Annotated in this window: 15 protein-coding genes; 7 read left to right on the top strand and 8 right to left on the bottom strand. The window is 59.1% G+C overall.

Annotated elements, in window-relative coordinates; translation table 11 throughout:
- Position 1: 1 nt before the first annotated feature.
- Positions 2-580, top strand: coding sequence for a VIT1/CCC1 transporter family protein (locus tag BW921_RS00150; protein ID WP_148688068.1), 579 nt, complete (start codon positions 2-4; stop codon positions 578-580).
- On the opposite strand, the gene BW921_RS00145 is transcribed toward BW921_RS00150, so the two are convergent.
- Together BW921_RS00145 and BW921_RS00140 are read right to left on the bottom strand one after the other, a co-directional pair.
- Complete coding sequence (locus tag BW921_RS00145; RefSeq protein ID WP_148688067.1) at positions 559-2,103, bottom strand: radical SAM protein; 1,545 nt, start codon at positions 2,101-2,103, stop codon at positions 559-561. The genes BW921_RS00150 and BW921_RS00145 overlap by 22 nt on opposite strands.
- Positions 2,100-3,767, bottom strand: coding sequence for a glycosyltransferase (locus BW921_RS00140; RefSeq protein ID WP_148688066.1), 1,668 nt, complete (start codon positions 3,765-3,767; stop codon positions 2,100-2,102). The genes BW921_RS00145 and BW921_RS00140 overlap by 4 nt, the downstream gene beginning before the upstream one ends.
- Before the next feature lie 28 nt (positions 3,768-3,795).
- On the opposite strand from BW921_RS00140, the gene BW921_RS00135 reads away from it, so the two are divergent.
- Genes BW921_RS00135 through BW921_RS00120 form a run of 4 tightly spaced genes read left to right on the top strand, consistent with a single transcriptional unit; the run spans position 3,796 to position 7,170 of the window.
- Entirely contained in the window at positions 3,796-4,518 is a 723-nt protein-coding gene (locus BW921_RS00135; RefSeq protein WP_148688065.1) for a helix-turn-helix domain-containing protein, read from the top strand.
- Positions 4,515-5,567 carry a hydroxymethylglutaryl-CoA synthase gene (locus BW921_RS00130; RefSeq protein ID WP_148688064.1) on the top strand — a complete coding sequence of 351 codons (1,053 nt, stop codon included), beginning with the start codon at positions 4,515-4,517 and terminating at the stop codon, positions 5,565-5,567. Before BW921_RS00135 ends, BW921_RS00130 begins: the two co-directional genes overlap by 4 nt.
- Before the next feature lie 13 nt (positions 5,568-5,580).
- Positions 5,581-6,753, top strand: a complete 1,173-nt coding sequence (locus tag BW921_RS00125; protein ID WP_394338947.1) for a thiolase domain-containing protein — start codon at positions 5,581-5,583, stop codon at positions 6,751-6,753.
- Between the two features lie 12 nt (positions 6,754-6,765).
- Positions 6,766-7,170: a Zn-ribbon domain-containing OB-fold protein gene (locus tag BW921_RS00120; RefSeq protein ID WP_148688062.1), complete on the top strand. Its 405-nt coding sequence runs from the start codon at positions 6,766-6,768 to the stop codon at positions 7,168-7,170.
- Here BW921_RS00120 and cobJ read toward each other — a convergent pair.
- From cobJ to BW921_RS00090, 6 genes are read right to left on the bottom strand one after another with little or no spacing between them, the layout of a single operon-like run.
- A complete protein-coding gene (cobJ, locus tag BW921_RS00115; RefSeq protein ID WP_088336338.1) occupies positions 7,134-7,892 on the bottom strand; it encodes a precorrin-3B C(17)-methyltransferase in 759 nt (252 codons plus the stop codon). The two genes, BW921_RS00120 and cobJ, sit on opposite strands and share 37 nt — an antisense overlap.
- Positions 7,834-8,496: a hypothetical protein gene (locus tag BW921_RS00110; RefSeq protein WP_148688061.1), complete on the bottom strand. Its 663-nt coding sequence runs from the start codon at positions 8,494-8,496 to the stop codon at positions 7,834-7,836. Before BW921_RS00110 ends, cobJ begins: the two co-directional genes overlap by 59 nt.
- On the bottom strand, positions 8,493-9,251 hold the full coding sequence (cobM, locus tag BW921_RS00105) for a precorrin-4 C(11)-methyltransferase (protein ID WP_210400463.1): 759 nt from the start codon (positions 9,249-9,251) through the stop codon (positions 8,493-8,495). Before cobM ends, BW921_RS00110 begins: the two co-directional genes overlap by 4 nt.
- Before the next feature lie 47 nt (positions 9,252-9,298).
- Complete coding sequence (locus BW921_RS00100; protein ID WP_088336335.1) at positions 9,299-9,766, bottom strand: hypothetical protein; 468 nt, start codon at positions 9,764-9,766, stop codon at positions 9,299-9,301.
- A gap of 19 nt (positions 9,767-9,785) precedes the next feature.
- On the bottom strand, positions 9,786-10,727 hold the full coding sequence (locus tag BW921_RS00095) for a hypothetical protein (RefSeq protein WP_148688059.1): 942 nt from the start codon (positions 10,725-10,727) through the stop codon (positions 9,786-9,788).
- 21 nt (positions 10,728-10,748) lie between these two features.
- Positions 10,749-11,297: an ATP/GTP-binding protein gene (locus tag BW921_RS00090; protein WP_148688058.1), complete on the bottom strand. Its 549-nt coding sequence runs from the start codon at positions 11,295-11,297 to the stop codon at positions 10,749-10,751.
- A gap of 63 nt (positions 11,298-11,360) precedes the next feature.
- On the opposite strand from BW921_RS00090, the gene pdxS reads away from it, so the two are divergent.
- Both pdxS and BW921_RS00080 read left to right on the top strand, forming a co-directional pair.
- Positions 11,361-12,254 carry a pyridoxal 5'-phosphate synthase lyase subunit PdxS gene (gene pdxS, locus BW921_RS00085; protein ID WP_343224376.1) on the top strand — a complete coding sequence of 298 codons (894 nt, stop codon included), beginning with the start codon at positions 11,361-11,363 and terminating at the stop codon, positions 12,252-12,254.
- Between the two features lie 96 nt (positions 12,255-12,350).
- The gene (locus tag BW921_RS00080; protein ID WP_168168581.1) at positions 12,351-12,980 is read left to right on the top strand and encodes a thymidylate synthase; all 630 of its coding nucleotides are present in this window, start codon (positions 12,351-12,353) and stop codon (positions 12,978-12,980) included.
- The last annotated feature ends 112 nt before the right edge of the window (positions 12,981-13,092 follow it).

Raw genomic sequence — 13,092 nt, 5'->3', positions numbered from 1 at the left:
GTTGAACAGGAAGGAGTTGTTGAAGAGGGTACTCAAGGAGGCCCTGGCGACGGGGCGCTATATGGCGTTAGGATCCATGGACGGTGTACTAGCGAGTATGGGTGCCGTGCTCAGCGTAGTGGCCCGTGGTGGTTCAGCACAAGATGCAGCTAGCGCCGGGCTCAGCGTGGCGGTGGCACTCGCCCTCTCCAATGGGTTCGGGTCTTATTTAGGTGAAAAGATTGAGGAACTGCGCGAGATCAGGGAACTCGAACGTCAAATGATAATGAGACGAGGTGGTCTGGAGCACACCCGCGTGCACGACCTGGCCAGGATCCGGATCTACACTAGCGTGGTCTCCCATGGAGGATCCAGCTTCGTATCCTCCATGGTGCCGATCCTCCCGGTGCTGATACTCAAGGACCAGAAGTGGAGCGTGATCGCCTGCACATGCGTTTCCGGAGCCTTCCTGTTCCTACTGGGGGTTTACCTAGGTCGACTCTGTGAGGAGAGGGGTAAGGACCTCATCCTGCGCGGGTGCGAGACAGCTGCCATCGGAGGGCTGGTAGGTCTCGTGACTCATTTCATGGGAGCGCACTGAAGTGACGTGAAGAGCCGATATAACTCCTCATGGTCAGGTCCCGCTCGGACGAAGTCGTAGGGGACGTCTTCGGGACCGCCGGGTGGTCGGTCGGGCGATATCGAGACACGATGAGCTTTCATCGCTCGTGCCCACGTCCCGGAACTCCTGGCGTTCCACAGTACCTCCTCTAAGATCCGGGAGACGTCCACGTCCCCTCTGGACAACAGGCACTGTGCGCGAGCTAACTCGGGATCCTCGAACGATACGCGTCCTCCGAATTCCCGCTCGAACAGTCGATATCGGCGGTTGATCTCCCGTACGGGCAGCATCTCAGAGTATTGAAGCGGTGTGTAGGCTTTGGGGATCAATGGGTTGACGCTAACACGGACGTCGGCGAGTTTCGCGCACTCGCGGGCCAGCCGAGCCGATGCCACGGTGTCCTCTTCGGGGGAGAACCCAGGAATCCCAACGATGAAGTATAGCTTCACCCGTATACCTAGTCTTCCAGCGTTCTCCACGAGTTCGAGGAGGTGATCCAGGTCCAGGGGCTTGTTCAGGAACTTGAGGACGTTCTCAGAACCCGATTCCGGAGCCAACGTGAGTGTTCTGACCCCCGCTTCCCTAAGTTCGGGTAGTAGCTCGGGATCCAGATCGTTGATTCTGGTGGACGGTAGTGAAATCTCGAATCTTCGCTCTAAGCACTCTTCCAGTATTTCCTCGAACTCGGGATGTAGCGTCGGGGAAGTGGAGATCATAGCCACACGGTCGTAGGGAGACTTCTCGGCGTCCTCGAGTACTTCTAGGATCTGCTCGACTGGGCGGTAGCGCATGTGTCCCGCGGTGAAACCTCCAAGGCAAAACGTGCATCGGTAGGGACAACCCCTCCCCAACTCCACTGGGTACGCGCGGAGACCGGCGTGGTCGGTGTCTTCCGGGGCGAAGGTGATCTTCGGAGGATCTGTTTCGCCGAGATCGTTCACCGTCATTCGATCGACGGTGCCGGGGTACTCCGGAACGTAGAAACCAGGGAGGTCGGCCACATCTTCCAGGGCGTCGCGACGATCGCGGGCTGTCAGGATGGCTTCAATACCCTCTTTCAGGCCTGCTTCCGCCTCCCCAACGTAGAACACGTCGACGTACGGTTCCAGCGGTCTAGGGTTCACCGTACAGGGACCGCCGGCGAGCACCAGCGGGTCGTTTTCATCTCGGTCCTCGCGCCTGAGGGGAATCCCACCCATGATCAGGGCTTCGAGCATGTGGGGGTAATCGAGCTCGAACTGCAACGAGAAACCGACAACGTCGAACTCGGACAGTGGGGAACCCGTCTCCAGGCTCACCAAGGTGCGGTTCGGGCCGATGGATTCGTAAGCGTCCGTCGGCACGTACGAACGCTCCACGGAAACCCCGGGAATCCCGGCAAGTATCTTGTGTACGATGTGAAATCCGAGGTTGGAAGCCATACCACGGTACTCATTCGGGTACGTGAGACACACGCGGAGGTCGGCGTCCTGGCTCGGCTCGACGGCGAGAAGCTCCTTCATTCGACCACTGCCCTAACAGACGGAACCTTGAGCTCGATGACCGCGAAGGGTGTCGGCTCAGCCGGGGCTAGAAGGAGCGTCTCGGTGTCGGTATCCTCGAGCTTCAGGAGGATTTCCCTGTTGCTCACATAGACGATACTCCGATTTTCCAACTTTATCAGCCCGTATCCAGAGACGTACACGTAGACGGATCCACCCCTGGTCGCCACCGGAATCCACGCCTCCTTCCTACCGTCCACGTACACCGCCAAGGCCTCGGCGTGGTCTGGGGTCGCGGACAGAACCGCGGTCACTCGAATGTTGACGTCAGGGCCCTCCACCTTACGCTTGACCGTGATGTTCCGGAACGCCAACCGTATCTCTGAATCTGTGGCGTTCCCCGGCTTGATTCCGAGCTGTCGGGCCAGTTCCGTCGGGATCATGAGGAGGTTATCACGATCCGCGCTCTCGACTCTGTACTCCCCGCGTTGGTAAACGAGGACATCGTCGGGCTTCAGGTCCAGCACCTTGAGGACGTTTCTCCCCATCTTCAGTTCACGACCGTACTGCACCACGTACGGACCTTCGGCTTTAACCTCCCGTTCTCCCCAGACGACCTTCCTGGGTAGTGGGTTGACCTCGACACGGTCGTGGGCGATCTGTATCGACGAGAACATCGCACCGACGAGCACGGCGACGACCGACAATGACATGATAACGGAAGCGTGCATGTGGAGGAACGGGCGGAGGACACGCCGCTTCTTACCCTCGACGCGGAGGAGCTCGTAGACGAGTTGGGCCAGGGAGAATAGCGCGATTCCCATCCCTAGGATCCCCAGCGCCAGTACGCTCGCTAACGGGAGCTCCGTGTAGAACAGGGTGGCGAGGGCTAGGGCGAGTAGGGACACGCCCAAGTTCACGCGGTTGAGCGCTTTACCGACGTTCCATCTGAGGACCACACGACCGTACTTGTGGGCCCGATCCAGGATCGTCCGGACGACCTGTAAGGCCATCCGATGGAGTCGTTCTAAGGGTTGCATCTCGTGCTTGATCTCACCTATGTCCACCTCCTCAATCCTAGCACCGAGAGCTACGGCGTCGAGGATTATGCCGATATCCACACCGTAATCCGGCTCGAAGTCGACGCGCTCGAGTAGCTTCCTACGGGCGCAGATCTGCCCGCTGAGCGGTTGCTCTAAGTGCGCGATCTCTGGGAAGAAGAACCTCAGCAATGGTTTAGCGGTTAGGAGCGTGACCCTGCCTGCCTTGCGCTTGAACTTGGTCTTGACGAGGTCCGCCTCCCCCTCGAGTACTGGCCGGATCATTTTCTCGATCATTTCGGGTCGAATGTTCTTGATGTCGGCGTCCACGAAGGCCACGATCTCCCCGGAAGCATGTTTTAACCCGGTTTTCATGGCTTCTCCCTTGCCACGGTTTACCGAGTGCGAGATCACGATGGCACCGGCGGCTTCGGCTTCTTCCGCGGTCCTATCCTCACTACCGTCATCTACAACTATTACCTCGTTGACCAGATCGCATTCCTTCGCAGCCCGAACGACTCGGGCTACCGTCTTCTCTTCGTTGTACGCCGGGATCACCACAGAGACCTTTTGCGGCCGCTTCTTCCTCTCCTTGAACAGTGCCATGGCGATGAGCACTAACAGCGTCATCCCTCCGTCGAGCACTTGAAATCACCCACGGGGAGTGATCCCGTTGCCGAGGAACCTCGTGCTAAAAAGGATCGTCGGCGACATCGCCGCGTCGGAACACCCGGGGAAGGTGATGAGGAAGTGGCGAAAGGTGTTCCACGCTTCACAGGTCGAGGTCGCTAGGCGGATGGGTGTGTCGCCTTCGGTTATCAGCGAGTACGAAACTGGGAAGACTAAATCCCCTCGGGTCGATACAGTGCGAAAGTTCGTGGAATCACTTATAGAGATCGATGAGGAGCGTGGCGGTAACATCGTTTCCGCGCTCGAGAACGTTCTGTTCAGCGAAGAGTTACTGGTCACCTTAGTCGGCATCGGTGAGTTCCCCTACCCGAGAAAACTCGAAGAGGTCTATGAAGCGATCGAGGCGGAGCCCGTGGTCCACCACGGTAACGTGGATGTGTTCGGGTATACCGTGATCGACAGCGTGAAGACGATACTGGAGGTCCCAGCACGGTCCCTAATTCGGGTGTACGGGGAGTGCCCGAACAGGGTGTTGGTGTTCACGAGGATCGACCGAGGGCGCTCCCCGATGGTGGCCATAAAGGCTGCTGGGGTGAAACCGAGCGCGGTGATACTACATGGTATTGATAAAAGCGAGGTGGATGACATCGGTATCAAGATCGCGGAGGTGGAAGGTATCAACCTCGCCACCACTACTGAGTCCATTTCGAAGATCTCGAAAAGGCTTAAGGAACTTACCGAAGTTCAGTCGGGGGATCGTGGTTGATACCTTCGGAGCGCGTCGGGATCGTCGGGTACGGTGCCTACGTTCCAAGGTATCGGATTAAGGTGGAGGAGATCGCGGCCGTTTGGGGAGATGACGTAGATTCCATCAAGTCAGGGCTAATGATCGAGGAGAAGAGCGTCCCATCGGAGACCGAAGATTCCGCCACGATTGCCGTTGAAGCCGCGAAGAACGCCGTAGCGCGGGCAGGGATAGACCCTAAAGACATCGGTGCGATATACGTGGGGTCGGAGTCACCACCTTACGCCGTCAAGCCCACCGCCACTATCGTCGCAGCTGCAATCGGGGCAACACCCGATCTCACGGCGGCCGACTACGAGTTCGCGTGCAAGGCCGGAACTGCGGCCATCCAGACGTGTGCGGGTCTCGTGGCTTCGAGTATGATCAAGTACGGGCTCGCCATCGGCGCGGACACGGCTCAGGGGGCTCCGGGAGACCCGCTAGAGTACACTGCGGCGGCCGGCGGAGCCGCGTTCGTGATCGGGAAGAAGAAGCTCATCGCCGAGATGGAAGGCACCTACTCGTACACCACGGACACCCCGGACTTCTGGCGCCGCGAAGGACAGCCCTACCCACGTCACGGTGGGAGGTTCACCGGTGCCCCGGCGTACTTCAAGCATATCATCGGAGCCGCCCGCGGACTGATGGAGGAGCTCGACCTGAGCCCAGAGGACTTCGACTACGCTGTGTTCCATCAGCCAAACGGTAAGTTCCCGAGGAAGGTCGCACGTAGTCTAGGATTTGATCCCGAGCAAGTCGAACCGACCATCGTCGTAGACCGCGTGGGTAACACGTACTCTGGATCGTCGCTGCTCGGGTTCACGGCGGCACTGGACCGCGCCGAGCCGGGTGATCGCATCCTGGTCGTGTCGTACGGTTCGGGTGCGGGTAGCGACGCGTTCAGCTTCGTCGTGACTGAACGTATCGAAGAGGTCCGGGAGAAAGCCCCGCTGCTGGAGGAGTACCTAGAGGACCGCGTGTACGTGACGTACGGAGAGTACGCGAAGATGAAGAGGAAGCTCAAGTTCTGAGGGGATGGTGTACGTGCTCCGTCGGGACGTAGCCATCGTCGGCGTGGGTATGACGAGGTTCGGAGAACTGTGGGAGCGGTCCTTCGACGACCTGTTTGTGGAAGCCGGGTTGGAGGCTCTCGAGGACGCGGGTATGGGAGGAGACGAGATCGAAGCGATGTACGTCGGGAACATGAGCGCAGGCCGCTTCATCGACCAGGAGCACGTAGCCTCGTTGATCGCGGATCGGTCAGGTCTGACGCCTATCCCGTGCACACGGGTCGAGGCGGCGTGCGCATCCGGCGGTCTGGCCGTGCGTCAAGCGATCCTCGCAGTAGCTTCCGGGATGTACGACATCGTGCTGGCCGGTGGCGTCGAGAAGATGACAGACGTGACCACGGAGGAGGCGACCGCGACGTTAGCCACTGCGTCTGACCAGGAATGGGAGGCGTTCCACGGGATCACGTTCCCATCCCTTTACGCGATGATAGCCAGGAGACACATGTACGAGTACGGAACCACTCGGGAACACCTGGCGCTTCCACCGGTGAAGAACCATCGTAACGCCACTAAGAACCCGAAGGCCCAGTTCCAGTTCGAGATCACGGTCGAGCAGGTGATCGAGAGCCCACTCGTCGCCGACCCGCTCCGGTTACTCGATTGTTCTCCGGTGTCGGACGGTGCCGCCGCCGTGATAGTTTGTCCGCTCGAGATGGCCAAGGAGTTCACGGACACGCCGATAGTGGTCCGCGCGACGGCCCAGGCCTCGGACTCCATAGCACTGCACGACCGAGATGACATCACCACGCTGAAGGCCACGGTCGAGGCCGCGAAGACCGCGTATAAGCAGGCGGGCGTGGAGCCAGAGGACGTGGACGTGGCCGAGGTGCACGACTGCTTCTCGATCGCGGAGCTCGTAGCCGTCGAGGACTTAGGCTTCGTCGAGAAGGGGGAGGCCGGTGAGGCGTATCACGATGGGATGTTCGAGATCGACTCCGACTACGTCGCGGTGAACCCGAGCGGCGGGCTGAAGGCGAAGGGACATCCGGTGGGTGCGTCGGGTGTCGCCCAGGTGGTCGAGATCGTGGAACAGCTGAGAGGCGAAGCCGGGAAACGCCAGGTCGACGGCGCCGAGATCGGGCTCACCCACAACGTTGGAGGATCTGGTGGTACCGTGGTCGTCCATATCTTCGAGCGGGCCGATTAGGGGGAATCCGTCATGGGTGGCGTACCTCGCTTCTGGCGGAGCATCGACAACAGGTACCGGTTGATCGGGACGAGGTGCAAGAACTGCGGCGAGGTGTTCTTCCCACCGCGTGTGGTCTGTCCCAACTGCCGCAGCGACGGTGAGATGGAAGAGGTACAACTCTCGGGTCGTGGCGAGGTATACACGTACTCGGTGGTGCGCGTACCTCCTGAGGGTTTCGAGGACAAGGCACCCTACGTCGTGGCTGTCGTGAAACTAGAAGAGGGGCCGCTGGTCACGGCGATGATCGTGGACTGCGAGCCCGGTGAAATCGACGTAGGCACGCCGGTGGAAGCCGTGTTCCGCCGTATCAGTGAGGACGGTGAGGACGGTGTGATTTACTACTCGCTGGAGTTCCGACCAGTGCGCGAGGGATAACCACGCTCCGTTACCAACCAATCTCCCATCACCCGGGTCCGAGAGCTCCCCACGATCAGGATGGACCGCATATCAATCCTGTTGGCCAGACCGCGCAGCTCGCGAACTCGTACGACATCAACGCTCTGTCCCTCGCGATAGGCGTCTCGAACTACCCCTACCGGCCTGTCTCCCTCCACTATCTCCTCTAGGACGTCGACGAACGCGTCGAAGACGTGCCTACGCTCGGAGCTGCTCGGGTTATACACGATCAGAACGAAGTCGGCCTCGAGGGCCGCTCGGACTCTCTCCAGTATCTCCTCTAGCGGTACGAGGTGGTCGCTCAAGCTCACGACCGCGAAGTCCAACATGAGCGGCGCGCCGAGTAGCGAGGAGGCCGCACAGGCCGCCGTGACCCCGGGCACGACCTCGACCTCGACGCCTTCCTCGACCGCGATCGGGAGGACGACGCCGGCCATCCCGTAGACGCCCGGGTCCCCACCGCTGACGAGGGCCACCTCGAACCCATCGGCCGCCAGCCGTACGGCCTCCCGCGCCCGGTCGAGTTCCTCCCGCATGCCGTACCGCCTTACCTCGACGTCTTCCGGTAGTATCTCCTCGACGAGGTCGACGTACGTCCGGTACCCCACGACCACGTCCACGTTCCGTAGCACTTTCCGTGCCTTAACCGTCATCAGGTCCGGATCTCCGGGTCCCGTACCGACCACGTACAGCTTGCCCACGATCACCACCCCGTAACTCCACGATTTCACCGCGCTCGGGGTCCACCACGAGCCCCGCTTTTTCTCTGCTCCACGCCTTGACCCCCAGCAGTTTCAGGTACCGGACGAGTCCCGGATGAGGCGACTTCTCGATCCAGACGCCACGCTCTAACGCCTCTACGATTTCCACGATCTCGTCCCGGTGTCGGCGTGGGTCCACCCCAATAACGTCCAGCACGTCCTCGGCCGACGGTCGGGACTCCGCCTCCGCGGTGGTGAGACCAGATCGACGGCCGCCCAACCATCCCGCCAGCGCTATGGAGAGCTCGTCCCCGCCCCAGTGGTGGCCGGAGAGGCACATCACCTCTTTGGTGGGCGTCACGACCATTACCACTGGGTCTTCACCCTTCTCCCGCAGTCTCAACGCCCTGGCTGCGATCCCGGGTGAACACACGTACACCAGCGCGTCCGCGTCGGAATCGAACCCCAACCTGTTCTCGACGTCAACCTCGACATCCAAGATCTCGAAGAACTCCAGAACGTCGTCGAGCATCGGGAGATCTCGAAACTCGTAGACCACGACTCGGTCCAGACGACGTTTCGGCGAGAATCCCAGCCCAGTCATCCCCGCACCCTCCTCGCGTATTCTTCCGAGTACAGATGGGATCTCCCACCTTCCTCCTTCAAGACGTCACCCACGATGATCAAGGCGGTCCTGTCAATACCCTCTTCACGCGCCTTCTCAGCGATGTCTCCCAGCGTACCCAGGATCACCTTCTCCTCGGGTGTGGACGCCTTATACACGACGGCAGCTGGAGTATCTTCGTCGTACTCGCCTTCGAGCAGCGACTTCACGATGCGCTCCAGGTAAGCGGCTCCTAGGAAGATCACCATCGTGCAACCGTGCTTCGCGAGCTCTGAGAGTGACTCACCTTCGGGTTTCCCGGTCCTCCCAGCCGGGCGGGTGAGTATCACCGTCTGGCTGATCCCAGGTTTCGTCAACTCCTCGCCTAGCGCCGCCGCGGCGGCGTTGACGGAGCTCACGCCGGGGATCACCTCGTAATTCACTCCCCGTCGTCTGAGTTCGAGGACTTGTTCGTACAGTGAGCTGTAGATGAACGGGTCCCCAGAAACCAGCCGTACCACGGTACGGTCGTCCTCCACGGCTTCGACCATAGTCTCCACCAGCTCCTCCAGTGTCTTGCCGTGGCTGTCAACGAGCTCGGCGTTCGGGCACCACTCTTCCACGGACTCACGGGGAATTAGCGAACCGGGGTATATCACGAGGTCAGCACGTCGGAGCACCCGTAAACCCTTCAACGTCATCAGCTCGGGGTCGCCCGGACCGGCGCCGACGAAGTAAACCTTCGTCATTGGCATCCCTCCTAACGTTACGTCAGTCTTAACGATGGGCGAGGGGGAGGGAACTACACGCGAATGCGCCGTGTCATCGACGCGATAGCCCCGACCACGACCAAACCGAGGCCGATCAACGACGCCACGAAAACCATGTTGATCTCGCTGCCGCCCACGATCGTCGGGGGTACTGCGACCGCCTTTGGTGACGGTGGTCCCGCTGGCACGAAAAGGGACGACTGGACCATTCGGAACGCGGCGTACGTGAACGACGCCAGGAACGTCAGCATCCCGATGTGGAGTACGACCCGTCCCTTATCCCTGGCGTGAATGGCGTTCCGGAGGGAGATCAACGAGAGAGAGCCTACGATTATTACGAAAAGTAGGGTGGCGACGGCCAGCTCTCCCGCTATCAGATCGCCCTGAAAACACATCGGAATCACGTACAGTGACGGTTTGTATTCCACACCTGCACTCCTATACACAGGTACTTTGAGTATTACTTGAGTACACTTCCCAGTGAATACCTCAGAAGTCATTTCACGTTCCCCCTCGGAGCTAAATTATCGGAGGAGTGTACTTGAATGAATACATAAGGAAGCTGAACCTTGTGAACAGTGCTAAAGTTGACTTCACTATAGAATCCGGTAACTGAACCCGCTCCACAAGTTCACGATACGTTTTGAATCCGGGTTTGATCTCTCTAAATACCCTGAGTGCATACACTTTGTTCACTTTTGACTCGCCAGTAATCGCCTCGATAGCAGGCTCATCCACATCACATCTTACTGTTATCTTAGTAAATTCTAACGGTTCCATCCAATCAAGAAGTCTATCTCTAATCAGTATACCGTCCTTTTTTTCCGTGATAGTAGTGTCGATTCGCACCCAGTGTTTAGGTCTATTAAGTAGCTCTGATAATCCTTTGATACTTGCTCTGTGTCTTTTCTTTAGCACGTCTTTCGTAATGTTGAGTGCACTCTCGTCATATATATACGCGTAATTAGGGGATGTGATGTCGCGCGCATTCACCCATTCCGATATGTCTCTCATGTAGGTGAGGTCAGTGTACGGTATCCGACGTCTCCCGCTGCTCGATGTGTATACGATCCGTCTCTCGTCGATAGCGAAAATGGAAAAGTGAGAACTGCTCAACTTTACCTTTCCCGGGTTGTCGGCTAGCAGGATGGTGTTTAACAGCTCCCACGGTGTGCCGGTACCTTCAACACCGTTAACAGCGTTCACCCTCACGACCACGATCATGTCGAGGAGTGAGGATACAACATCCTCACCGAACTTCAACAGTGACGCCACTTCTGCGTCCATGATGTTCTCCTCATACTCTAAGGGAACGTCGACGGACTCATCCAGTACCATAGGCAGTTGCCCGAACGTCATCTCGTTGATGGCCCGAAGGACATCCTCGTCTACACATACCGTGATCCCATAAGATAACATCAGTTGGGCGATGGTGGCTCTGTTCTTGACTGAGACGGGCAACGTCGGAACCCCTGCAAGGGGTTAGCGAATCCCGTTGATCTCGATAGTTTCATCGTAGGTGTTGGACTGGAATAGCAGGATGTCAAGGCCTTCCCGTAACCCCTTCCCTTTAATCGCAACGGTTCCGATCACGGGTGGAGAGATACCAAGTGCCCTCTCGACGAGTTCTTCGACTTGCTCAGGCGACAGGGCGTCGTGGAGGTCCTGCTTGTTCGCGAATACCACGACGCGGTGTGGGTTTTTCACGACACCCTTCACAACGTTGTATATTTTGACCGCCGTGTCTATACGCGGGTCGGCCGAGTCTATCACCAAGATCATGCCGTCGGCGTTCCGCGCCCCGAGACGCATCACGAACTTGAATCTAAGGTGCCCTGGGACGCCAAACATGTATACGTCCTCGTAGTACTTGCACTTCCCGAAGTCGATCCCTACGGTCTTTCCACGGGGCGATACCGTAGTGAACTTGTCGGATAACTGCCGGACCACGGTAGTCTTGCCAGCGTCCTCCGGTCCGATCACGGCTATCTTGACCTTCCGACTGTCATCGTCGTTACCTTCCGAAATCATCAGGACCCCCCTCAGCACCCGTAACGGTGCTATATAAATGCTCACAGCAGGTTAATCGGGGGGATTCGGATGAAGACCGGTACGTGGCGTGTGAAAACCGGGTTTGCACGCATGCTGAAGGGAGGCGTCGTAATGGATGTGACTAACGTCGAACAGGCTCAGATCGCGGAAGATGCCGGCGCGGTCGCTGTGATGGTGTTGGAGAAAGTTCCCGCGGACATCCGAGCTGCGGGTGGCGTCGCCCGCATGTGCGACCCCGCCAAGATCGAGGAAATAATGGACCACGTGACCATCCCCGTGATGGCTAAGTGCAGGATCGGACACGTCGCCGAGGCGCAGGTTCTGGAAGCGATCGGCGTTGACATGATCGACGAGTCGGAAGTCCTCACGCCGGCGGACGAGGAGCACCATATTAACAAGTGGGAGTTCGAGGTGCCGTTCGTCTGCGGTGCGAGGAACCTGGGTGAGGCGTTACGTAGGATCGCCGAGGGCGCCGCGATGATCCGAACGAAAGGCGAGGCGGGTACGGGTAACGTGGCCGAGGCCGTCAGGCACATGAGGATCATCAGGCGCGAGATCTCGGAGCTAACCCGACTGGACAAGGAAGAACTCTACGGAAAGGCGAAAGAGTACGGGGTACCGTTCGATCTCGTCGCGGAGGTCGCGAGCTTGGGCAGGCTGCCGGTGGTGAACTTCGCCGCTGGTGGTATCGCGACGCCGGCCGACGCCGCCCTGATGATGCAGCTCGGTGCTGACGGGATCTTCGTGGGATCGGGCATCTTCAAGTCGGACAGACCGCGGGAGATGGCAGAAGCCATCGTCGAAGCGACGGCATACTACGATGATCCGGAGGTCGTAGCGGAGGTGTCGAAGAACCTTGGCGACGAGGTTGCAATGCGGGGGCTTGAGATCTCGGAAATCCCGGAGGAGGAAAAGATGCAGCTGCGCGGTGAGTAGCCTCTCTCCCTCTGAAGCGCGAGTTCCAGTCCGGGTATGACGCGGCGCTGACCGTTCATTTAACTGACCGCCCCAGCGTCCGACCGGGGTACCGACGTGCTAGGCAAAGACAGACCGTTGGTCGTACGCGGGCGTACTCTGGAGCAGGTGTGGCGGCAGGCTGTCACCGGTATCAAGATCCACGGTGAGAAGGTGAAGAGGGAGCGGGGTCCTGTCAAGGAAGTACGCGGCTTAATAGCACACCTCGAGCCTTCCGGACCGGAATCCTTCGATATCCCGGACGATTATCCGCTCGACGAGCACTCCGTGCGGGCGTACGAGGATCAGCTGCTCGACCCCGAACCGCGGGGTTTCGAATACACTTACGGTAATCGGCTCAGGCGGTATTTCGGCCTAGATCAGGTCGAAAAGATCTCGGAACGATTGAGCACGTCCCGAAACACCCGACGCGCCGTCGCCGTAACTTGGGATCCACGCCGGGATCTCGACGAGGAGGAGGTACCTTGCCTCACCGCACTCCAGCTGCAGTCCGACGGTGATCATGGTCTCGAGCTCCACGCGTTCTACCGCTCGTGGGACGTAGGGAAAGCTCTGGTCGCTAACATGATCGCCTTGAGGAGGTTCCAGGAGCACGTGGCGGAGCGGGCTGGACTGAAGCCTACGACGTTGACGGTGTACGCCGCCAACGCGCACGTTTACGAGGAGGACCTCTCGGTCTTACCCTGAAGAATTCCGACTGGGATCTTCAGCGGCTAGTTCTGCCTGGCTTCAACCCATCCTCCTCATCGGCACTCGGTCCTACTGTCGTTTCCCATTCGGTACGGTATCGACGCACTTC

It is taken from the genome of Methanopyrus sp. SNP6, assembly GCF_002201895.1.
In the GTDB taxonomy this organism is placed as follows: Archaea; JAADCQ01; Methanopyri; order Methanopyrales; family Methanopyraceae; genus Methanopyrus.
The sequence above is the reverse complement of the archived record's forward strand: the minus strand, read 5'-3'. Positions and strand labels throughout refer to the sequence as shown.

Excerpts from the sequence above, each read along its gene's own strand:
- BW921_RS00100 (WP_088336335.1), bottom strand. The coding sequence starts at position 9,766 with ATGACTTCTGAGGTATTCACTGGGAAGTGTACTCAAGTAATACTCAAA.
- cobM (WP_210400463.1), bottom strand. The coding sequence starts at position 9,251 with ATGCCAATGACGAAGGTTTACTTCGTCGGCGCCGGTCCGGGCGACCCC.
- BW921_RS00110 (WP_148688061.1), bottom strand. The coding sequence starts at position 8,496 with ATGACTGGGCTGGGATTCTCGCCGAAACGTCGTCTGGACCGAGTCGTG.
- BW921_RS00120 (WP_148688062.1), top strand. The coding sequence starts at position 6,766 with ATGGGTGGCGTACCTCGCTTCTGGCGGAGCATCGACAACAGGTACCGG.
- BW921_RS00145 (WP_148688067.1), bottom strand. The coding sequence starts at position 2,103 with ATGAAGGAGCTTCTCGCCGTCGAGCCGAGCCAGGACGCCGACCTCCGC.
- BW921_RS00090 (WP_148688058.1), bottom strand. The coding sequence starts at position 11,297 with ATGATTTCGGAAGGTAACGACGATGACAGTCGGAAGGTCAAGATAGCC.